Source organism: Bacteroides sp. AM44-19 (genome assembly GCF_003603395.1).
Lineage (GTDB): Bacteria > Bacteroidota > Bacteroidia > Bacteroidales > Bacteroidaceae > Bacteroides > Bacteroides uniformis.
In genome coordinates this window covers 616,751-637,121 of the sequence record NZ_QTNB01000001.1, presented here as the reverse complement: position 1 = coordinate 637,121, position 20,371 = coordinate 616,751, and the positions used below count along the sequence as shown (strand labels likewise).

Sequence of the window (20,371 nt, the reverse complement as noted above, 5' to 3'; positions counted from 1 at the left end):
AGATTATTTATAGGGATTGCTATTTTGTCTGTGTTAATCTGTGTAATCTGTGGTGAGAAAGCGGAGTATGGATGCCATAATTACATTTCTGGATGTTTCTTCCCGGATGCTTTCAAAAGGGAATCCCATGACAAAAGTGCGATAATCACTGCCTTGATAGGCTACGGCGGCGGGTGTGTTGCCGATGGCATAGGTCATGACTGGAAAAGCGGGAGACATGGGCAGGATGCAATCAGGGGAAGTGACCGGATAGCTTTGCTCATTCGGCAGGCGGGGAAGGGTGAAGGTATGCCCCAGTCCCCGGACAGCGATTTTGTCCCCGTCTGTTTTCAGAGAGTTGCCATGCCGGTACTTCAAGATATTCTGAATAAATTCTTTATTGCCCTGCGAGCTGTCCATATCGCTGCCTACATAGGCACCGCTGACCAGGAGATGACCTCCCGACTGGCAATAGGAAGTCAGTATGCGCTGCATGGGCGAGGAGAATGTTTTGTAGTAGGTATTGCGTGCCGGATTGCTGGAATTGTCTTCTTTCTCAAGTCCGAGGATATAGTCCACTATCGGATAATCCTCTAATGAGAGGATGCCCTTTTCCACAGCCTCGTCGCTGCATGAGACGAAGCTGTAATTTCCGGCTGCCTGGATGGCTTTGCCATGTACGAAGGGGTAATCGAAAGTGTTTCCGATGATTTTCATGCCTTCGTATTCGTCACTGCTCTCTCCCAGACGTCGTCCTGCTTCCTTCCGGCTAAAATTCTGCTGGGCGCCGCAGAGGGAGATGTCATAGAGATAGGGTACGCCGGGATCTTGTGACAAGTCGAAGCCTGCCGCATCGGGGGTGTCTATAACGGCAGGCCCGCTGATGCGGTCGAATCCGTTGACGATAAGTATCTGTCCTTTTTCACGCTTTGCCTTGTAGGCGGCAAGAATTTCCGAAGGGAAGCTTTCGCCACCCCGGTTTACGGCGGTTACTTTAAAGGAATAGACGATGCCCGGTTCTATTTTTACGGTGTGGGATGGGGAGCTGACGCGTACGCCATTGTCAAATCCTCTACGACCGATACGTGTATATACAATGTATTCACGTGGTTTGGCAGTCGGCTCCAACGGGTCTTCCTCTCCTTGCCAGGAAAGCTCTAAAGTATTCTTCTTTTGACCGAAGCGGATGGCAAAGTGGCTGACGGGAAGGGGTTGGACAACGTAGTCTCTGCCGTGCTGGCTGCATATGTATTGCAGAATAGCTTTATAGAGCGCACGCCCGACGGTGAACTTGAAGTTAGGGTCATGTCCCAAGCGCATATCTGCGAAGTTCTGGTGCGACAACAGTTCTACGATGGTGGAAGGGACGGCGGGCAGGCGTGTTTCACTGTAGTTGCGGTTCCATAGGCTGCGGCGTGTCCAGTCTACGTTGAAGGTAGAGCGGATATCACGCTGCAACTGCGTTAGCAGAATGTCCGAAAGGTCACGGGAGGCATGGCGGTCTGTACCGGCATGCAGCCGACCGTTGTTGAAGTTGGTGGTATAAATGCCGAGAGTGCCTATAATCTCATCTTCCTTACTGAAACCGGCATCGCTATGCAGGGCCATACTCATTTCAAAGGGGATGCCCAAACCTTCTTCCGTTGGGTTGAATAGTGATTTTCCTGCAAGGTAATTCACTGTACGGGAACGTACGTTGATATCGTCGTTCATATCATTCTTTCCCTCATAGCCTCCATAGACGGGATAGGGCATGCCTGCCCATTGGGCAAAGTAGCGTGCGCCTTCCAGGTATCTGGGCAAGCCGCTGGTTTGTCCCCCGCGGGCAATGTTGCCCATGCCCCCTCCAAAGCGGACGGCATCGGCACAGACCACGCCTTTCTCTTTGCTTTCGTTGCTCAATACCACCATGCCGTAGTCGTTCCGGCCTTTGTCAAAAGTGAATGTGCCGAGGTACACCCATGTGCCGCTTCCTATTTGCTGGTTCACCTTGAACTCCGTGACGCCTCCATTGTGAAATACAAGATATTTGGCATCGCTTACGCTGCCCGGCAGTGTTTGGTAAGATACGTATACAGCATATTCTCCCGTTTCCGGAATATCGGGTACCCATTCGGCAAAAGCCTTGTCTTTCTTCTTTTCAGTTTTGGCAAAGCGTGCCGTGCCGGAGAGGAAAGGGTTTTCATTGTCTTGATAGACTCGTTTCCGTTGGGCAAATCCGGGTCGGGAGGTCTGTTCCCAACGTGCTTTCCGGCTTTTCACGTCCAGATAAAGGGAACCTTGTCCTCCATGTCCGCTCAGGCTACCGTCATTGTCTACGATGACTTCCTGCTTCTGCGTGTCCCTTTCGCGGGGAGTGAATACATTGGCTCCTGCATTCTCTAGCATGGGCAGGAGGTAGGGCAGGATGAAGGATTGGGTGAACTGGTCTTCTGTAGTGCAGAACAGCCTCGGGCGTTGCCATCCCCATTTGTCCTTGTCATTGATATAATATTTCCCGTGGCTTTGCCAAAGGGCGATGTGGCGTCCTTCCAGTCCGCGGGTGATGTCGTAGGGGCGCGAGGTACGGGTTACCCAGGGGGTACCTTTGTATTCCAGGTGGCTGAACAGACGTGCCTTGTCTTTCTTCCCTTTCCGGTAGAGGTTGGGGATAAGCTCTTCGATGCTCTTCCCGTCAGCAAAGACGGTGAGGTCGAAATAGTTCACCGGTCCTGGCAGGATTTGTCCCAGATGGCGGTAAATGGCATCAACGGTTTCAGGCCGTAGAGGCTGGTAGGCAAAGCGCTCGTTTGTATAGACAAGCAATTTCTTCTTCCGGAAGTCAATGCGGAAACTATCCAGCTTGCAGGTACCGATGTTGGCCGTATGGGTGGTGTATTCCCTAAAGAATGTCTGGAGGCGTTCTTCCACATTCTGCTCTAGTTCTTGTGCCGGAAGGAGGAATCCACACAAGAGCCATATGCCGGTTAGGATAAGTTTTTTCATACTGATGAAATATTGAAGTTGCCAATATCTGCTTTTACCAGACGGTGGTGCGTGCAAAAGTACATAAAAGAAAGCTTCACTGATGAGCGGGTTACTTTCTTTTTATTATTTTGCAGACATATAAGTAAGTCTTAAGAATTAAAAAGCATTAATCGGCAATCTTTTTCAGTTCTGTCAGTTCCGTAACTTTGTCCGGATAGAGGATGGCGTTGTGCGCAGCCATTTGAGCTGCTTTCTTATGGATTGGGTCCATTCCTTCGGGAGAATATGGGTTTTCTGTTACATTCTGATGGGTCAATGCCTCAAACCATGTGCAGGCAGCTGTATATCTGCCTATGGTTAAGTCAAGGTGGTATCCGTCCCTATTCATATGGTCGCCGATAAAGGAGGTACGTGCATTTTGTATGGCGGTTCCCGAAGGGATAATTTTCTTGATACCCACCAGGTTGGCGGCTTTCTTTACTGCATCCACAATGCTGGTGTACATTTTCATTTGGTTCTGGTCATAGTTTTTGAATCCGGTGTGGTTGGCATTGGTAGCATAAGCCCATGTCTGGTGCACCATTAATACGGTTTCCTTTCCAATTCGTTCCCTGATATAGTTAACCAATTCAGGTAGGGAAGCTTTGTAGCTGTCATAGATACCAGACAAAGGGCTGGCCTGCTGAACACTGATATAGTCCCATTTCTCATCGGCCAGTGCTTTCTCAATAGTCATTGACCGGGTTTCTGTTTTTTCCCCGTCTTTCTCTACTTTGCGATAGGCATAGGCCGGAGCGTTGTTGCGTATGTTTTGCACGTGCCGTTCCAGTGAACATCCTCCGATAAACATATTGCCGATAATCATGGTGATACCTTCAGCTTCTCCCAGTTCGTGCAAATATTGCTCTACTGCATCTTGTGAAAAGCTGTTGCCTATTGCCAATACTTTGATGGTGTCGTTATTGGCATGGCATCCATTTGCAAACAATGTAAATGGCGTGAGTAGGAATAAAATGACAAGGATGTTGATAGCATACTTTTTCATAATGGTGTTTGTTTTTAAGTTTTGTCGTTTCGATAAATAAGTAACAAAATTATTTGATTGTTTTTATATCTGCAAATATTCCTTGGGAATATAAGAAGGCTGAGACATGAAAAAATGAGATGCATTGCCGGAGCAATACATCTCATCCTATTGTTAATATTTTATCCGTTTATAGCGGAATGTATTCCACAAAGGCTTCCATCGCCTCATAGGAAGCAAGTCCGAGGCTGTCATACAAGGCAGCTGTTCCGCGGTTACGGTCCTCGCTGCGTTGCCAGAACAGACGTTCGTCATTGCCCAGGAACGGTGCACTTTCCATCTGCGATTGATGCTTCAGGATAGAGTTACGCTTGGCACGCAGTTCTTCCGGGCTGATGGGCACAGCCATCTCGATGTTTTCGATTTCCCATTCGGCCCATGCACCGCGGTACATCCAGATGCGGCATTCCTTCAACCATTTGGCACCTTCTTCTTTTTCCAAGTCAATGGCGGCAAATACGGCGTCCGTACAAACACGGTGTGTGCCGTGCGGGTCGGCCAGGTCGCCGGCAACGAAAATCTGATGGGGTTTCACTTCACGCAATAGGTTGCGTACAATTTCCACGTCTGCTTCGCTGATAGGATTCTTCTGTATCTTGCCCGTTTCGTAGAATGGCAGGTCAAGGAAATGACAGTGATCCAGAGGGATATTATTGTATGTACATGCAGTGCGTGCCTCGCCACGGCGAATCAGTCCCTTGATGGTCAAGATGTCGCGTGTATCCATGTCACCGTCTTTCTTCTCCTTCAAGTATTTACGGATTTCAGTATATTTGTCATTGATGACCTGGTCTTCGCTGTTGTTGAAGATTTGGTTGAACCCGTTGATGAAGTGCAGGAAGCGGATAACTTCTTCATCGCCTACGGCAATGTTACCGGAAGTTTCGTAAGCTACATGCACGTCATGTTTCTGCTCTACCAGACGACGGATGGTGCCTCCCATGGAGATAACGTCATCATCGGGATGCGGAGAAAATACGACCACACGTTTTGGATAGGGCTTTGCACGCTCAGGACGATAGGTGTCGTCAGCATTCGGCTTGCCGCCCGGCCATCCGGTGATGGTATGTTGCAGGTCATTGAATATCTTGATGTTCACGTTATAGGCTGAGCCGAACAATGCCAGCAGTTCGCTCAGACCGTTTTCGTTGTAGTCCTTGTTGGTCAGTTTCAGAATGGGTTTTCCGGTGAGTTGGCACAACCAGACGATGGCACTGCGGATGAGCTTGTCGTTCCATTCGCAGGAGGTTACCAGCCAGGGGCGTTGGATACGCGTCAAATTGGCGGCGGCAGACAAGTCGATAGCTACATGTGCATTGTTGTGAGTCTGCAGATAAGATGCAGGGATAGTATCTGTTACCGGACCTTCAACGCATTCTTTCACCTTTTGCGCTTTCTCCTCACCCCATGCCAGCAGATATATTTTCTTTGCCGAGAGGATGGTGGCTACTCCCATGGTGATGGAGCTGATGGGGGTATTTTCAATGCTACCGAACATCTTGGAAGCTTCATTGCGGGAGTCGTTGTCCAGCAATATCAGACGAGTGGTAGAGTTCAGGCGTGAACCCGGTTCATTGAAACCTATATTACCTACACGGCCAATGCCCAGCAAAGCGATGTCTAAGCCACCGAAACTTTCAATGCGCTGCTCGTAAAGACGGCAATATTCAAAGATGGCGTCTTTGGCGATGGTGCTGTCGGGGGTGAAAACATTCTGTTTGTCAATGTCCACATGGTCTATCAGCATTTCCTTCAATGCGTTGAAGTTGCTGTTGATGGCATTGGGAGCTAATGGATAATATTCGTAGAGGTTGAATATGACTACGTTGCGGAAACTTAATCCCTCTTCCTGGTGCATACGTACCAAGTCTGCATATACATTGCGCGGAGAGTTACCGCCTGCCAGTGCCAAGACACAGAAACGTCCCGCCTTTTGCTTGTCACGGATTAACTGTGCAATGTCAAGGGCAATCTGGTTGGCGCCTTCTTCTGCAGACTCATAAATATCAGTCGGGATTTTTTCCAGTCGGGTCAATACCGACCGTTCAAATGCATTCTCAGGTCTATAGTACCTGGGGGAGACTCTGTTGAGAGTGATTTGAGAGCTTAGATTGGTTTTCATAAAATTTATTATTAATAAATGATTAAGTATTGAACTGTTCTTTCAATCAACAAATATACGAAAAACAATGTTCATCCGCATATTGCTGAAGATTAATTAAGAAATACTGGTCGTCCCATATCTCATATGGGTTTTGACGGTTGTACGGAAAGTGTCTTCGGTCATTCCATAAAGTCACGGCCAACCGCCACCGTGAGTATGGATTTTACGTTGGGTCAACATAGGATTTAGGGGTTAGAATTATTAAATTAATCATGTTGTCGCTTTGACATTGTTTCGAAGGACAAAAATAGGTACTTTTTGGAGAAGATGTACTCCTTCTTTTGGGTATTTTCATTAAATACTCTAAAAAAGAGGATTTGGTGCATTTTGTATAATGTCTCGTTCGTTTGGGGTATAAGTGAGGATAATCATATAAAAATAGACCATTCATCGCACTTTTTGTCGTTTGGGTTTGTTATATTTGTGTGTGTTTATAAACTCTAAAATATCAATGTATGAAAAGCTGGAAAGTAGAAGCAGCCATCATAGCCGTGGGGCTGCTTTTGTTGGGAATCATGGTAAAAGGCGGTATCAACAATTTTGTGAATAAGGACCGTGTGGTCAGTGTGAAAGGGCTGGCCGAAATGGAAGTGCCTGCCGACAAGGTAGTCTGGCCTCTTGTCTACAAAGACATAGGTAATGACCCTGCACTGCTTTATGCCAATATGGAGAAGAAAAACGCTGCCGTCGTGAGTTTCCTTGAAAACAACGGTATTGAGAAGGAGGAAATCAGTATTGCACCGCCCGAAGTGATTGATATGCAGGCCGAACGTTACGTTGACCGCAACGTGGCCTATCGTTATAATGCCACGTCTGTCATCACTGTCACTTCCAAGAATGTGGATAGGGTGCGTAAGCTCATGTCGGGGCAGGCTGAACTCTTGAAGCAGGGTATTGCCATCACGGGAGGGGATTATAAATATAATGTGTCTTATGAATTCACCGGTCTCAACGAAGTGAAGCCCAGAATGATAGAGGAGGCCACGAAGAACGCTCGTGCTGCAGCCGAGAAGTTTGCCAAGGATTCGGACAGTGAACTGGGGAAAATCCGCAATGCCTCGCAAGGGCAGTTCTCCATAAGTGACCGCGATGCCTATACTCCTTATATAAAAAGCGTACGTGTAGTGACTACTGTGAACTATTATTTGAAGAAATAACGAACTCGTCCGCATCTTTCCAAGCGGGAAACTTTAGCCTGAACTCCTGCAGGGAGGAAAGGTTGAGGGAGGCGGTGGCAATCGCCTCTTCGTTGTCGGGCACAGTGGCAAGCACTTCCCCCTTCGGAGAGTAGACCACACTGCCTCCGCTGTGTGGAATGTCTCTGCCGTCCTTGCCGATACGGTTGACACCGCAGACATAACTGATGTTTTCCAGCGCGCGCGCTTGCAGCAGGATGTCCCAGACTTTCCGGCGGGGAATGGGCCAGTTGGCGACGTAAATCAGGAGGTCGTATTCATTGCTCGTATTGCGGCTCCAGACCGGGAAACGAAGGTCATAGCATACAAGCAGCAGTATATTCCAGCCGCGATATCGGATGATGGGACGCCGGTTGCCGGGGGTGAAATGTTCTGTCTCGTGCCCCATCCGGAAGAGGTGGCGTTTGTCGTAATAGTAAGCATTGCCTTCGGGCGTAAGGAAGAATGCGCGGTTGTAGTAGGATGGCTTTCCGCCTTCCGAGGCTGTTTCGCAGGCAATATAGCTGCCGGCAAGAGCAAGCCGGTACTCTTCGGACCATTGGCGCAGTGTTGCTATGGTTTCTCCCGTTGTGGGTTCGGCCAAGCTGGCGGTGTCCATACTAAAGCCGGTGGAGAATGTTTCCGGTAAAACAACAATCTCCGTTGTTCCACGAAGAGTTTCTAACTTCTCGCGGAGACGACGGAGATTTTCTTGTTTATTTTCCCAGACGATGTCTGTTTGCAAGATGCTTATTCGCATGGCATTAATGCTTAATACCTGATTAGATATTTCCTAAATCAAAATTTTCGGGATTTTTTCCTTTAAAGTTCTTGAAGTACAGTTTTATCTCGCGCATATCCTTTTCGATGTCTCCGGTAGGCATGACAGCCTTGGTAGAGGAGATGGTCTTGGAAGGATAATCAATCCCGATAAGCATGATGGGCACTTGTGCTTTAAGTGCTATGTAATAAAAACCTTTCTTCCAGTTGGGATTGGCTTTACGGGTTCCTTCCGGTGTAATAGCCAGGTGGAAATGCTTGCTGTTTGCAAACTTTTCGGTCATTTGGTCCACTAAGGAAGATTTACGTCCCCGGTTCACCGGAATGCCGCCAACGGCTTTGAATATCAGTCCCAGAGGAAAAAAGAACCATTCCTTTTTCATCATGAAACTGGTCTTGCGGCCGATGGCACCATAAAACAATTTACCGATAAATAAGTCCCAATTGGAAGTATGGGGTGCCGCACAAATTACACATTTGTCGTAGTCGGGCACCGTCACGTTTGTCTTCCAGCCCAGCAGGCGATAATAAATGAAGCTATAAAAGGCTTTCTTCATCTTATTTCAGTTTGCCCATTGCGTCAATAATTTCGTCTACTTTTGCATTGAAGTCAGCACGAAGTTTTTTGTAGAAACCTTTTACATTTCCTGGCTCGGTGTGGCTGATGCGGCTTATGAATTCATCTTGCATTTTCAGAATTTCAGCCATCAGTTCATCGGCTTTTTGTTTGTCTGTTCCAGGCACATATAAGCTGTTTACAAGACACTCTGTGAACAATTCACCTGCAATATAGTTTATATTCTTCTTTAGTTCTTTTCTACTTGCCATAATCTTTACGTTTAAAATGAATAATCTGAATTATTTTCGGTAAAGATAATGTTTTTCTTTGTTAGTGTAGAGCAAAAAAGGTTTTTTATGTGTTTTTAATTTAGTGGTTTTGTGGAATTATTCCACAAACTGTGGACACATTCCACAGGGAAAAATGGAGGATGCCACCATGAATAAAGAACTGCCGTCTGCTTTTCTGCTTGATATATAGTTTGTTAGACGTAATGGATGAGATGGTGATAGATTGGCATCGGATTTGCTTTAATAGAAAGAAACAGGGTTAAATTTAATATACAAACAAGCATGAGACAGTTTTTTACGAAAAAAGAATTGAAACTAAAGAAGAAGAGGTTGCTGATGATGGTTGCCTGCATGGCGGTATTGTTGGCAGGTTACGTTATTCTGACTTGGCCTAAGAAGGTGGAATCGGAAGCTCCTACCGTGATTGTGGAATCTGCGGAAAAAGGAGATGTGGAGATATATGGCGAGTACGTGGGACGTATTCGCGCTCAGCAGTTTGTAGAGGTACGTGCGCGTGTGGAAGGGTATTTGGAGAATATGCTTTTCGCAGAAGGAACATATGTCACCAAGAACCAGGTACTTTTTGTGATAAACCAGGACCAGTATAGGGCAAAGGCTGACAAAGCTCGTGCACAGTTAAAGAAGGATGAAGCGCAGGCATTGAAGGCAAAGCGCGATTTGGAGCGTATCCGCCCCCTCTATGCGCAGAACGCTGCCAGCCAGCTGGATTTGGACAATGCCCAGGCTGCTTACGAGACTGCAGAAGCCTCAGTAGCGATGAGCCAGGCCGATTTGGACCAGGCTGAATTGGAATTGGGATATACGTTGGTCCGTTCTCCGCTATCGGGACATATCAGTGAAAGAAATGTGGATTTGGGAACATTGGTCGGACCGGGAGGCAAGTCCTTGCTGGCTACGGTTGTGAAAAGTGATACGGTTCTGGTAGATTTCAGCATGACGGCATTGGATTACCTGAAAAGCAAGGAACGGAATATCGATATAGGGCGTCAGGACTCTACACGTTCCTGGCAGCCGAACATTACGATTACTTTGGCGGATAATACCGTCTATCCTTATAAGGGCTATGTGGATTTTGCCGAACCTCAGGTGGACCCTCAGACCGGAACATTCTCCGTGCGTGCCGAAATGCCGAACCCTAACAAAGTGTTGTTACCGGGGCAGTTTACAAAGGTTAAGCTATTGCTGGATGTACGTGAGGGTGCTGTCGCCGTTCCTCAAAAGGCGGTTACCATTGAGAAAGGTGGTGCATATATTTTTGTGATGCGCCGGGACTCTACGGTTGAAAAGCGTTTCATTGAACTGGGACCTGAATTTGGCAACAATTGGGTGGTTGAGCGTGGTCTGGTTGCCGGAGAACAAATTGTGACTGAAGGTTTCCACAAGCTGACTCCGGGTATGAAAGTACGTGCCCAGGCTGCCGTTCCTAAAAAGGAGGAAGAGCAGACGAGTGATTCTCTGAACAAGCAGGTTGTTTCCGAAACGAAGCAGACTACTCCGGCTGAGAATAAATCAAAGGACAACAACCCTTCAAAGTAATGATGTTATGAAAGTAAGTTTCTTTATAGACCGCCCGGTATTCTCGGCGGTGATATCGATTGTGATTGTAATTGTCGGTATCATTGGCCTGACCATGCTGCCGGTAGACCAATATCCGCAGATAACGCCTCCCGTAGTGAAAATCAGTGCTTCCTATCCGGGAGCCAGTGCATTGACTGTTTCGCAGGCGGTGGCAACCCCTATCGAGCAAGAGATAAACGGTACTCCCGGTATGCTGTACATGGAGTCCAACAGTTCTAATTCCGGAGGATTTTCAGCTACGGTCACTTTCGACGTGTCTGCCGACCCGGATTTGGCTGCCGTAGAAATACAGAACCGTGTGAAACTGGCGGAGAGCCGTTTGCCAGCCGAAGTGATTCAGAACGGTATTTCTGTGGAAAAGCAGGCTCCCAGCCAATTGATGACTATCTGTCTGACTTCCAGTGACCCGAAGTTCGACGAAATTTATTTGAGTAACTTTGCTACTATCAATGTACTCGACTTGTTGCGCCGTATCCCCGGTGTGGGACGTGTTTCCAACATCGGTAGCCGCTACTATGCCATGCAGATATGGGCGTTGCCCGACAAACTTGCCAACTTCGGACTGACGGTGCAGGATTTGCAGAATGCCCTGAAGGACCAGAACCGTGAGTCTGCTGCGGGTGTTTTGGGACAACAGCCGGTGAAGGGACTCGACATTACTATCCCTATCACTACCCAGGGACGTTTAAGTTCGGCAAAGCAGTTTGAGGACATTGTGGTCCGTGCCAATGCCAACGGTTCCATTATCCGTCTGCGCGATGTGGCGCGTGTTTCATTGGAAGCATCTTCATATAGCACGGAGAGTGGCATCAACGGTGAGAATGCTGCCGTTCTCGGTATCTATATGCTTCCCGGGGCCAATGCAATGGAAGTTGCAAAGAGCGTAAAGGCTGCTATGGAGGAAATCAGTGCAAATTTCCCTGAGGGGATGAGTTATGAGATTCCCTTCGACATGACGACTTATATTTCCGAATCCATTCACGAAGTGTACAAGACGTTGTTCGAAGCGCTGATTCTGGTGGTGCTGGTTGTATTTCTATCCTTGCAAAGTTGGCGTGCGACGGTGATACCGATTGTTGCGGTACCTATTTCCCTGATTGGTACCTTCGGTTTCATGCTTATTTTCGGTTTCTCTCTGAACATACTGACTTTGCTTGGATTGATTCTCGCCATCGGTATTGTGGTGGATGATGCCATTGTGGTGGTGGAGAATGTAGAACATCTTATGGAGACGGAGAAATTGAGCCCGTATGAAGCTACCAAAAAGGCGATGAACGGATTGGCAAGTGCCTTGATTGCCACATCATTGGTGCTCTGTGCCGTGTTTGTGCCGGTAAGTTTCTTGAGCGGAATCACCGGACAGTTATACCGTCAGTTTACCATTACTATCGCCGTTTCCGTATTGCTTTCTACGGTAGTGGCCCTGACGCTTAGTCCCGTCATGTGTTCGCTCATATTGAAGCCCGACAGTGGAAAGAAAAAGAACATAGTTTTCCGCAAAATCAATGAATGGCTGAACTTGGGCAATCACAAATACGTGGCTGTCATTAACCGGGTCATCAGGAATCCCCGCCGCTTGATGAGTGCGTTCGGCCTGGTACTGGTTGCCATTTTCATTATCCACCGGTTGGTGCCTACCAGCTTCCTGCCGGTAGAAGACCAGGGCTATTTTAAGATAGAGTTGGAGTTGCCGGAAGGTGCTACTTTGGAGCGAACCCGTGTGGTGACCGACCGTGCCGTGCAATACTTGGAGAAGAATCCCTATGTGGCCTATGTGCAGAACGTGACGGGTAGCAGCCCCCGTGTGGGTAGCAACCAGGCACGCAGTGAGCTGACGGTTATTCTGAAACCGTGGGAAGAGCGTAAGGGGATTTCCATCGATAAGATAATGGAGAATGTGGAGCAGGATTTGAAGGAATATCCCGAATGCAAGGTCTATCTTTCCACGCCTCCGGTCATTCCGGGATTGGGTACCTCGGGAGGTTTCGAAATGCAGCTTGAGGCGCGTGGAGAGGCGACGTTTGACAACTTGGTGCAGGCGGCAGATACGCTGATGTATTATGCCCAGAAGCATAAGGAGCTGACGGGGCTTTCATCATCCTTGCAGTCTGAAATACCGCAACTTTATTTTGATGTGGACCGTGATAAGGTGAAAATGCTGGGTGTGCCCCTGGCGGATGTATTCTCTACCATGAAGGCCTATACCGGTTCAGTATATGTGAATGACTTCAATATGTTCAACCGTATATATAAGGTGTATATCCAGGCCGAGGCTCCTTATCGTGAGCATAAGGATAATATCAACTTGTTCTTTGTAAAGGCAAAAGACGGAGTGATGGTGCCGCTTACTTCCTTGGGAAATGCCTCTTATACCACCGGTCCGGGCAGTATCAAGCGTTTCAATATGTTTACCACTGCCGTCATCCGCGGTTCTGCGGCACAAGGCTACAGTTCCGGCCAGGCAATGGAGATTATGGAGCAGATTGCACGTAACCACTTGCCGGACAATATCGGTCTGGAGTGGAGTGGCCTTTCCTATCAGGAAAAGAAGGCGGGAGGACAGACGGGTCTTGTGCTTACGCTGGTATTCCTTTTCGTATTCCTCTTTTTGGCTGCGCAATATGAAAGTTGGACGGTGCCTATCGCTGTATTGCTTTCACTGCCGGTTGCCGCTTTGGGTGCCTATCTGGGCGTTGTGATATGCGGATTGGAGAATGATATTTATTTCCAGATCGGCTTGGTGATGCTGGTGGGGCTTGCGGCAAAGAATGCCATTTTGATTGTGGAGTTTGCCAAGGTGCAGGTTGACAAGGGAGGAGACTTGATACAGTCTGCCATCCATGCTGCCCAACTCCGTTTCCGGCCTATCCTGATGACTTCCCTCGCCTTTGTATTGGGAATGCTTCCTATGGTGTTGGCAAGCGGACCGGGCTCGGCGAGCCGTCAGGCCATCGGTACGGGTGTTTTCTTCGGAATGATATTTGCCATTGTATTCGGTATTGTGCTTGTACCGTTCTTCTTTGTCCTGGTATACAAGACAAAAGCCAAAGTGCAGCATAAGATTAAGAAAGACTGATTTTAAAGACAACGTTTATGAAAAGAAAGAACATATATATTATTTTGTTGCTGAGTATGTTTGCCCTTACCTCATGCAAGGTGGGCAAGAGCTATGTGCGTCCGGAGATGGCATTGCCGGATAGCCTGGCACAGCAGCAGGATAGCATGAGCATAGCCGATGAACAGTGGCAGGCAGTTTATACGGACAGCACGCTGCGTGCTTTGATAGACCGTGCTCTGGAATATAACAAAGACATGCTGATTGCAGCTTCCCGTGTCAAGGAGATGGCTGCCCAAAAACGTATCAGTGTTGCCAACCTTCTGCCGCAGCTCACCGGAAAGGTGGAGGCTGAGCGCGAGGTGGAGAATTACGGTGGTCATAGCCGTGATGTAGGCAATACTTACGAAGCCAAGGCGTTGCTCTCTTGGGAACTGGACCTTTGGGGAAACTTGAGATGGAAAAAAGTGGCTGCTGTGGCCGAATATTTGCAAAGTGTGGAGGCGCAGCGTGCGTTGCGCATGACCATCGTTGCCGAAGTGGCGCAGGCTTATTATGAGCTGGTAGCCCTTGATACGGAACTGGAGATTGTGCGCCAGACACAAAAGGCGCGTGAAGAGGGAGTGCGCTTGGCGCGTATCCGTTTTGAAGGAGGGCTGACCTCGGAGACCTCTTATCAACAGGCTCAAGTGGAGTTGGCTCGTACGGCTACTCTTGTTCCGGATTTGGAACGCCGTATCTCTCTGAAAGAAAATGATATATCCTTCCTTGTGGGGGAATTCCCTACCCGTATCAAGCGTGTCAATTTTCTGCAGGAACTGGATGTGCCGGAGTCCTTACCGGTAGGTCTGCCTTCCGATTTGTTGGAACGTCGCCCCGATGTCCGTGTGGCGGAGCAGCAGTTGAGGGCTGAACATGCCAGAGTGAAAGTTGCTTATACCAATATGTTCCCCCGTTTGGCCCTGACCGGACAATTTGGATTGGAAAGTGATGTGTTATCCAATTTCCTGGAATCTCCCTATTCCTTATTGAATGGGGCAGTCTTGGCACCACTTTTCGGTTGGGGAAAGAACCGTGCTGCATTGAATGCACAGAAGGCTTCTTTTGAAGCCGAAGTGCATAGCTATGAAAAGACAGTGCTGAATGCTTTTAAGGAAGCGAAGAATGCCATTGTAGATTTCAATAAGATAAAGGAGGTCTACCAACTGCGTGCCAAACTTGAACGTTCTGCCAAGGGATATGTGGATTTGGCACAGTTGCAATACATCAACGGCGTCATCAATTATATGGATGTGCTCGATGCCCAGCGTGGTTATTTCGATGCCCAAATAGGGGTGAGCAATGCCATCCGCGACGAACTTATTGCCATGGTAAATGTCTATAAGGCATTGGGGGGTGGCTGGCAAACCGAATGACGTGTGATTAAAGAAGACAGCAAGGGCGTGTATGTACCGAAATATTTGATGGTATATACACGCCCTTGTTCTATAATTGGCTTATTTCATCTAGGATTCTGTATTTAGAGTCTCCTTGTTTTCTTTCTTTTCCTTTGCCTTTTCTACTTCAAGAGCTACGTTTACAGCATTCATGCCTTTAAGGCCACGTTCGAGGTCGAACGTCACAATATTGTTTTCTGCTATATCTGTCAGCACATTGTTAATGTGGAAAAAGTATTTTTCGACCCCGGATAAGTCCTTGATGAAGCCGAAGCCTTTCGATTCATTGAAAAACTCGATACGTCCTCTGCGGATGACCGGTTCTTCCTTGTCTTTTTTGGGAGTTGATATGACGATTTCTTCCAGCTTTATTTCTTCTTTGGGAGTGTTTTCTGCCGGAGGAGTAGAGGTTATCATGCCGTTTTCGTCAACATAGGCAATCATATCTTCAAAGCTATTGGCTTTGTTGGATAGTTTTTTTTCTTCTTTCTTTTTTTGTTTTTCAGCTCGTCGGGCGAGTCTTTTCTTTTCATTTTCACGCTTGTCTGCGGAGATGGATTTGGCCATGTATTTTTATTTATTGAGTTATAAAAAAAGCAGGGGGCATTGCTACAACACCTCCTGCTTTTGTCAGTAGTTAAGAATATTAATATCTTCTAGAGTTGTAACCGCCTCTTCTGTCGCGATTGCCGCCATTGGAAGGTCTTTCTTCGCGGGGGCGTGCCACGTTTACCGAGATTTGTTTGTGGTCAAATTCAGCACCGTTCAATTCGTCAATGGCTTTTTGGCCTGCTGCATCGTCCGGCATTTCTACGAAACCGAAACCTCTGGATCTTCTTGTTTCTCTGTCTGTAATGATTCTTGCAGAAGAAACTTCTCCGTACTCTGAAAATAAATCGCTCAAATCAGCGTCTGTTGTGCTGAAGTTTAAACCTGAAATGTAAATGTTCATTTGAAATTTTAATTAATTGTAATTATTAAATTGGAGTATGGAGAATAATTATGGAAGAGACCGCCTAATAATAGTTGTATATTAAAAGAAGAACAATGCGATAACGACTCGTAACTCAAACTTTGCGGCAAAGATAACACAATAAATCAGTTAATTGCTTTCTTCTCCTTTTTATTTTAGGATAAAAAACGATAAATGTCATTTTATACATTATTTCGGCCTCTCGTTTGCATATCTTACGAAAAAAAGCGAAATTTGCGACGCTTTTAAACGGAACTTTACTAACACCTTTAAATAATTAAGAGAAATGACTAAAAGTGCATTGCAAATTGCAAGGGCTGCCTATCAGCCCAAACTTCCGAAAGCGCTGAAAGGAACTGTTAAGGCTGCAGAAGGCGCAGCTACTCAGTCTGTTGCTGACCAGGAAGAAATCAAGAAATTGTTCCCCAACACGTACGGAATGCCTTTGATTAAGTTTGAAACTACCGATGAGGTGGTTAACTTCCCCGCAATGAACGTGGGTGTTATCCTTTCCGGTGGACAGGCTCCTGGCGGTCACAATGTGATTTCCGGTATTTTCGACGGTATCAAGAAGCTGAACAAAGACAGCAAATTGTATGGCTTTATTCTGGGCCCTGGCGGCTTGGTTGACCATAATTATATGGAACTGACTGCTGACATCATTGATGAATACCGCAATACGGGCGGCTTTGACATCATCGGTTCGGGCCGTACCAAGCTGGAAAAGGAAGAACAGTTTGAGAAAGGTTATGAAATCCTGAAGGAACTCGGCATCAAGGCACTGGTAATCATCGGTGGCGATGACTCCAACACCAATGCTTGCGTACTGGCTGAATACTATGCTGCCAAGAATTATGGCGTGCAGGTAATAGGTTGCCCCAAGACCATCGACGGTGACTTGAAGAATGATATGATTGAAACTTCTTTCGGTTTCGATACGGCTTGCAAGACTTACTCTGAAGTAATCGGCAACATCCAACGTGACTGTAACTCTGCCCGTAAATACTGGCACTTCATCAAGCTGATGGGACGTTCTGCTTCTCATATCGCTTTGGAATGTGCATTGCAGGTACAGCCCAATATGTGTATCATCTCTGAAGAGGTTGAAGCTAAGGATATGTCTTTGGACGACATCGTGACCAGCATTGCCAAGGTTGTTGCTGAACGTGCAGCCCAGGGCAACAACTTCGGTACGGTTCTTATCCCCGAAGGATTGGTTGAATTCATCCCGGCCATGAAGCGTCTAATTGCTGAGTTGAACGACTTCCTTGCTGCCAATGCAGAAGAGTTTGCTCAAATTAAGAAATCTCACCAACGCGATTATATCATCCGTAAACTCTCTCCGGAGAATGCTGCCATTTACGCAAGCTTGCCCGAAGGCGTGGCTCGCCAATTGTCTCTGGACCGCGACCCGCACGGAAACGTACAGGTATCTCTGATTGAAACTGAAAAGTTGCTGTCCGAAATGGTGGGTACCAAGCTGGCTCAGTGGAAAGAAGAGGGCAAGTTCGTAGGCAAGTTTGCTGCACAACACCACTTCTTCGGTTACGAAGGACGTTGCGCTGCTCCGTCAAACTTCGACGCTGACTACTGCTACTCTTTGGGTTATGCAGCATCTGCATTGATTGCTAACGGAAAGACCGGTTACATGTCTTCTGTACGCAACACTACTGCTCCTGCCGAAGAATGGATTGCAGGCGGTGTGCCCATCACTATGATGATGAACATGGAACGTCGCCACGGTGAAATGAAGCCGGTTATCCAGAAGGCTCTGGTGAAGCTGGACGGTGCTCCGTTCAAGGCATTCGCCGCTCAGCGTGATCGTTGGGCTATGGAAACAGACTATGTTTATCCGGGTCCTATCCAGTACTTCGGTCCGACAGAAGTTTGTGACCAGGCTACGAAGACTTTGCAGTTGGAGCAGGCTAAATAAGTTGACGCATCAACTAGTTGACAATAAAACGGAGGGGCGGTTCATTCCGCCCTTTCTTTTCATTTACTCATGGCAACCAAGACCTCCACAAATTCCCGGCGCAGAACTGCTGCCGTTCGTCGTTCTTCCTCTCCGCGGAGCAAGAAGAAAATGCAGCCGCGTACCATGCCCGTATGGTTGCGCAATCTTTTGGCGGTCTGTATCATTCTTGTTTTTTCTACCGGCTTTTACTGGTTTTTCATTCGTCCTTATGCTTATCGCTGGAAGCCTTGTTATGGTCAGAAAGGTTACGGTGTATGTATGCCTTGCAACTATGAGGTGCATGGCATAGACATATCCCACTATCAGGGAAAGATAGATTGGGAACTCCTGACACATAATAGAGAAGCCCAATTTCCCATTCACTTTATTTTTCTGAAAGCTACCGAAGGCGGCGATCATGGTGACGATACGTTTACGCAGAACTTCGGCCAGGCGCGTAAATACGGTTTTATCCGTGGTGCCTATCATTATTTTATCCCTAAGACCGATGCCCGCAAGCAAGCCGATTTCTTTATCCGTACCGTGCAGCTGGCAAAGGGAGACCTGCCTCCCGTACTTGATGTGGAGACTACCGGCAAGCAGTCACCGCAGGAACTTAAAACGGCAGTCAAGACTTGGCTGGATAGAGTAGAGGCGCATTACGGCGTAAAGCCTATTCTTTATACTTCCTATAAATTCAAGAAACGCTATCTCAGCGATTCCATTTTCAATGCTTATCCTTATTGGATAGCCCATTATTATGTAGATTCCGTGCGCTATGAGGGCAAGTGGCACTTTTGGCAGCACACCGATGTAGGCACTGTGCCCGGTATCGAAAAAGAGGTGGATTTGAACGTCTTTAACGGGACACTGGAAGAGTTGCAGGCGCTTACATTGCAGAAGTAATCCGTCGTTACTGTTTTTCATCTGTCCGATAGTGGACATGTGTTCATTTTCGGACACAGGCTTAGTTTCGTTTTTCTTTGATAATCTGATTGTTGGCAGTTTGGTCTGTCTTTTGCTTTTTATCATACATTAATATGTATCTGTATGATAGGAAAATACTTGCAACAATCTTTTATGATGCTGAAGCAGCAACCCTTGTTCAGTTGCTTCTATATTGTCGCTACCGGACTGGCTATCTCTATGGTCATGGTACTGGCTGTCTTGTATTATATAAAGATAGGGGATATCTATCCTGAGACCCATCGTAGCCGTATGCTTGTTGCATCTTCAGCTCATATGCAATATACAAAAGATACGGACTGGAATACTACCTGGAAATTTTCCATCCCTTTTGTAAAGGATTGCTTTTACTCTTTGGAGGGAGTGGAAGCTGTGACTGCCGTGAGCGATGCCGATAGCTGGTTTGTGAAAGTAGGGAATGTGAAGCGTCCTCTTTCAGCACTTGTGAAGCTGACCGATACCGGCTTCTGGAAAGTATTCGATTTTTCCTTCATTTACGGACAACCTTTTACTGATGCCGATTTTCAGAGTGGCATGCGTACAGCGGTTATTTCGGAAGATATGGCTCGCCGTGTTTTTGGAAAAGGGGATGCCGTGGGGGAGTATATCAAACTGAATTATACGGATTACCGTGTATGTGGGGTCGTGAAGTCGCCAAGCTATGCCATGAAGCTGAGTTACGCGCAAGTCTGGTTGCCTTATACCTGCCAGCCTGCCTATGTGAGAGACAATAACCAGTGGGGAGTAATCGGACCGTTTCAGGTGGCAGTTCTTCTGCCCTCGGCAGCAGATGCCGACCGGGTGAAATTGCAGGTAGATGAATATGTACGCAAATTCAATACTCTGCCGCATGATGATTATCATCTGGTGATGCACGGTCAGCCTTATCTTTATTGGAAGACGCTGTTTTATGTCAATGACATGGACGACTTGGATTTCTTTGTGATAGTCCGGCAAATGGGATTGTGGCTGCTGATGCTGTTGTTAGTACCTGCACTCAATTTGTCAGGAATGATTTCCTCGCGCATGGAGCGCAGGCTTCCTGAGATGGGAATACGGAAAGCATTCGGTGCTACCGGGGAACGTCTTTTCTCACAGATTGTATGGGAGAATCTTTTGCTGACGTGCTTGGGAGGCATTATGGGGCTGATACTCTCTTTCAGCATGGTGTACTTTGCTAAGAGTTGGTTGCTGACCATGCTTGACGGAGGAACGCAACCGTTACCGGACAGTGTTCAGATGAGCATAACGACGGATATGCTGTTCAATCCTACCTTGTTTGCAGTTACGTTTGTGGTTTGTGTGGTACTGAATTTACTTTCGGCATTGATACCCACCTGCGTGGCTTTGAAGAAAGATATTGTTTATTCGCTCAGCCGACAAAAATAAT

Annotated in this window: 15 protein-coding genes; 7 read left to right on the top strand and 8 right to left on the bottom strand. The window is 47.2% G+C overall.

What is annotated here, in order from left to right; translation table 11 throughout:
- Window positions 1–33: 33 nt before the first annotated feature.
- The 3 genes from DW947_RS02935 to DW947_RS02925 all read right to left on the bottom strand — a co-directional run bounded on the left by DW947_RS02935 (window position 34) and on the right by DW947_RS02925 (window position 6,152).
- Window positions 34–2,964, bottom strand: a complete 2,931-nt coding sequence (locus DW947_RS02935; protein ID WP_117962604.1) for a xanthan lyase — start codon at window positions 2,962–2,964, stop codon at window positions 34–36.
- Between the two features lie 148 nt (window positions 2,965–3,112).
- The gene (locus tag DW947_RS02930) at window positions 3,113–3,991 is read right to left on the bottom strand and encodes a DUF4886 domain-containing protein (RefSeq protein ID WP_005836017.1); all 879 of its coding nucleotides are present in this window, start codon (window positions 3,989–3,991) and stop codon (window positions 3,113–3,115) included.
- A gap of 169 nt (window positions 3,992–4,160) precedes the next feature.
- Entirely contained in the window at window positions 4,161–6,152 is a 1,992-nt protein-coding gene (locus tag DW947_RS02925) for a glucosamine-6-phosphate deaminase (protein ID WP_005826674.1), read from the bottom strand.
- A gap of 497 nt (window positions 6,153–6,649) precedes the next feature.
- Between DW947_RS02925 and DW947_RS02920 the strand changes: the two genes are divergently transcribed.
- Window positions 6,650–7,351, top strand: a complete 702-nt coding sequence (locus DW947_RS02920; protein ID WP_005826670.1) for an SIMPL domain-containing protein — start codon at window positions 6,650–6,652, stop codon at window positions 7,349–7,351.
- Here the strand turns inward: DW947_RS02920 and DW947_RS02915 are convergent.
- The 3 genes from DW947_RS02915 to DW947_RS02905 are packed head-to-tail and all read right to left on the bottom strand — an operon-like array spanning window position 7,323 to window position 8,977.
- Window positions 7,323–8,129, bottom strand: coding sequence for an amidohydrolase (locus DW947_RS02915; protein ID WP_009036814.1), 807 nt, complete (start codon window positions 8,127–8,129; stop codon window positions 7,323–7,325). The genes DW947_RS02920 and DW947_RS02915 overlap by 29 nt on opposite strands.
- Window positions 8,130–8,151: 22 nt before the next feature.
- A complete protein-coding gene (locus tag DW947_RS02910) occupies window positions 8,152–8,706 on the bottom strand; it encodes a 1-acyl-sn-glycerol-3-phosphate acyltransferase (RefSeq protein ID WP_005826663.1) in 555 nt (184 codons plus the stop codon).
- Between the two features lies 1 nt (window position 8,707).
- Window positions 8,708–8,977, bottom strand: coding sequence for a hypothetical protein (locus DW947_RS02905; protein ID WP_005826660.1), 270 nt, complete (start codon window positions 8,975–8,977; stop codon window positions 8,708–8,710).
- Window positions 8,978–9,280: 303 nt separating this feature from the next.
- Between DW947_RS02905 and DW947_RS02900 the strand changes: the two genes are divergently transcribed.
- From DW947_RS02900 to DW947_RS02890, 3 genes are read left to right on the top strand one after another with little or no spacing between them, the layout of a single operon-like run.
- Window positions 9,281–10,555, top strand: coding sequence for an efflux RND transporter periplasmic adaptor subunit (locus DW947_RS02900; RefSeq protein WP_005826657.1), 1,275 nt, complete (start codon window positions 9,281–9,283; stop codon window positions 10,553–10,555).
- 7 nt (window positions 10,556–10,562) lie between these two features.
- Window positions 10,563–13,673, top strand: coding sequence for an efflux RND transporter permease subunit (locus tag DW947_RS02895; RefSeq protein ID WP_117962606.1), 3,111 nt, complete (start codon window positions 10,563–10,565; stop codon window positions 13,671–13,673).
- Between the two features lie 17 nt (window positions 13,674–13,690).
- Window positions 13,691–15,067: an efflux transporter outer membrane subunit gene (locus tag DW947_RS02890; RefSeq protein ID WP_005826651.1), complete on the top strand. Its 1,377-nt coding sequence runs from the start codon at window positions 13,691–13,693 to the stop codon at window positions 15,065–15,067.
- Window positions 15,068–15,157: 90 nt separating this feature from the next.
- Here DW947_RS02890 and DW947_RS02885 read toward each other — a convergent pair whose 3' ends face one another.
- On the bottom strand, window positions 15,158–15,655 hold the full coding sequence (locus tag DW947_RS02885) for a cold-shock protein (RefSeq protein ID WP_005826650.1): 498 nt from the start codon (window positions 15,653–15,655) through the stop codon (window positions 15,158–15,160).
- Between the two features lie 79 nt (window positions 15,656–15,734).
- Window positions 15,735–16,040 carry an RNA recognition motif domain-containing protein gene (locus DW947_RS02880; RefSeq protein ID WP_057088124.1) on the bottom strand — a complete coding sequence of 102 codons (306 nt, stop codon included), beginning with the start codon at window positions 16,038–16,040 and terminating at the stop codon, window positions 15,735–15,737.
- 307 nt (window positions 16,041–16,347) lie between these two features.
- Here DW947_RS02880 and DW947_RS02875 point away from each other — a divergent pair, with 307 nt between their 5' ends.
- From DW947_RS02875 to DW947_RS02865, 3 genes are all read left to right on the top strand, one after another.
- The gene (locus tag DW947_RS02875; protein WP_005826644.1) at window positions 16,348–17,994 is read left to right on the top strand and encodes a diphosphate--fructose-6-phosphate 1-phosphotransferase; all 1,647 of its coding nucleotides are present in this window, start codon (window positions 16,348–16,350) and stop codon (window positions 17,992–17,994) included.
- Between the two features lie 69 nt (window positions 17,995–18,063).
- Window positions 18,064–18,921: a glycoside hydrolase family 25 protein gene (locus tag DW947_RS02870; RefSeq protein WP_165859458.1), complete on the top strand. Its 858-nt coding sequence runs from the start codon at window positions 18,064–18,066 to the stop codon at window positions 18,919–18,921.
- Between the two features lie 144 nt (window positions 18,922–19,065).
- Window positions 19,066–20,370, top strand: coding sequence for an ABC transporter permease (locus DW947_RS02865; RefSeq protein ID WP_016273402.1), 1,305 nt, complete (start codon window positions 19,066–19,068; stop codon window positions 20,368–20,370).
- The last annotated feature ends 1 nt before the right edge of the window (window position 20,371 follow it).

Excerpts from the sequence above, each read along its gene's own strand:
- DW947_RS02935 (WP_117962604.1), bottom strand. The coding sequence starts at position 2,964 with ATGAAAAAACTTATCCTAACCGGCATATGGCTCTTGTGTGGATTCCTC.
- DW947_RS02930 (WP_005836017.1), bottom strand. The coding sequence starts at position 3,991 with ATGAAAAAGTATGCTATCAACATCCTTGTCATTTTATTCCTACTCACG.
- DW947_RS02925 (WP_005826674.1), bottom strand. The coding sequence starts at position 6,152 with ATGAAAACCAATCTAAGCTCTCAAATCACTCTCAACAGAGTCTCCCCC.
- DW947_RS02920 (WP_005826670.1), top strand. The coding sequence starts at position 6,650 with ATGAAAAGCTGGAAAGTAGAAGCAGCCATCATAGCCGTGGGGCTGCTT.
- DW947_RS02915 (WP_009036814.1), bottom strand. The coding sequence starts at position 8,129 with ATGCGAATAAGCATCTTGCAAACAGACATCGTCTGGGAAAATAAACAA.
- DW947_RS02910 (WP_005826663.1), bottom strand. The coding sequence starts at position 8,706 with ATGAAGAAAGCCTTTTATAGCTTCATTTATTATCGCCTGCTGGGCTGG.
- DW947_RS02905 (WP_005826660.1), bottom strand. The coding sequence starts at position 8,977 with ATGGCAAGTAGAAAAGAACTAAAGAAGAATATAAACTATATTGCAGGT.
- DW947_RS02900 (WP_005826657.1), top strand. The coding sequence starts at position 9,281 with ATGAGACAGTTTTTTACGAAAAAAGAATTGAAACTAAAGAAGAAGAGG.
- DW947_RS02895 (WP_117962606.1), top strand. The coding sequence starts at position 10,563 with ATGAAAGTAAGTTTCTTTATAGACCGCCCGGTATTCTCGGCGGTGATA.
- DW947_RS02890 (WP_005826651.1), top strand. The coding sequence starts at position 13,691 with ATGAAAAGAAAGAACATATATATTATTTTGTTGCTGAGTATGTTTGCC.
- DW947_RS02885 (WP_005826650.1), bottom strand. The coding sequence starts at position 15,655 with ATGGCCAAATCCATCTCCGCAGACAAGCGTGAAAATGAAAAGAAAAGA.
- DW947_RS02880 (WP_057088124.1), bottom strand. The coding sequence starts at position 16,040 with ATGAACATTTACATTTCAGGTTTAAACTTCAGCACAACAGACGCTGAT.
- DW947_RS02875 (WP_005826644.1), top strand. The coding sequence starts at position 16,348 with ATGACTAAAAGTGCATTGCAAATTGCAAGGGCTGCCTATCAGCCCAAA.
- DW947_RS02870 (WP_165859458.1), top strand. The coding sequence starts at position 18,064 with ATGGCAACCAAGACCTCCACAAATTCCCGGCGCAGAACTGCTGCCGTT.
- DW947_RS02865 (WP_016273402.1), top strand. The coding sequence starts at position 19,066 with ATGATAGGAAAATACTTGCAACAATCTTTTATGATGCTGAAGCAGCAA.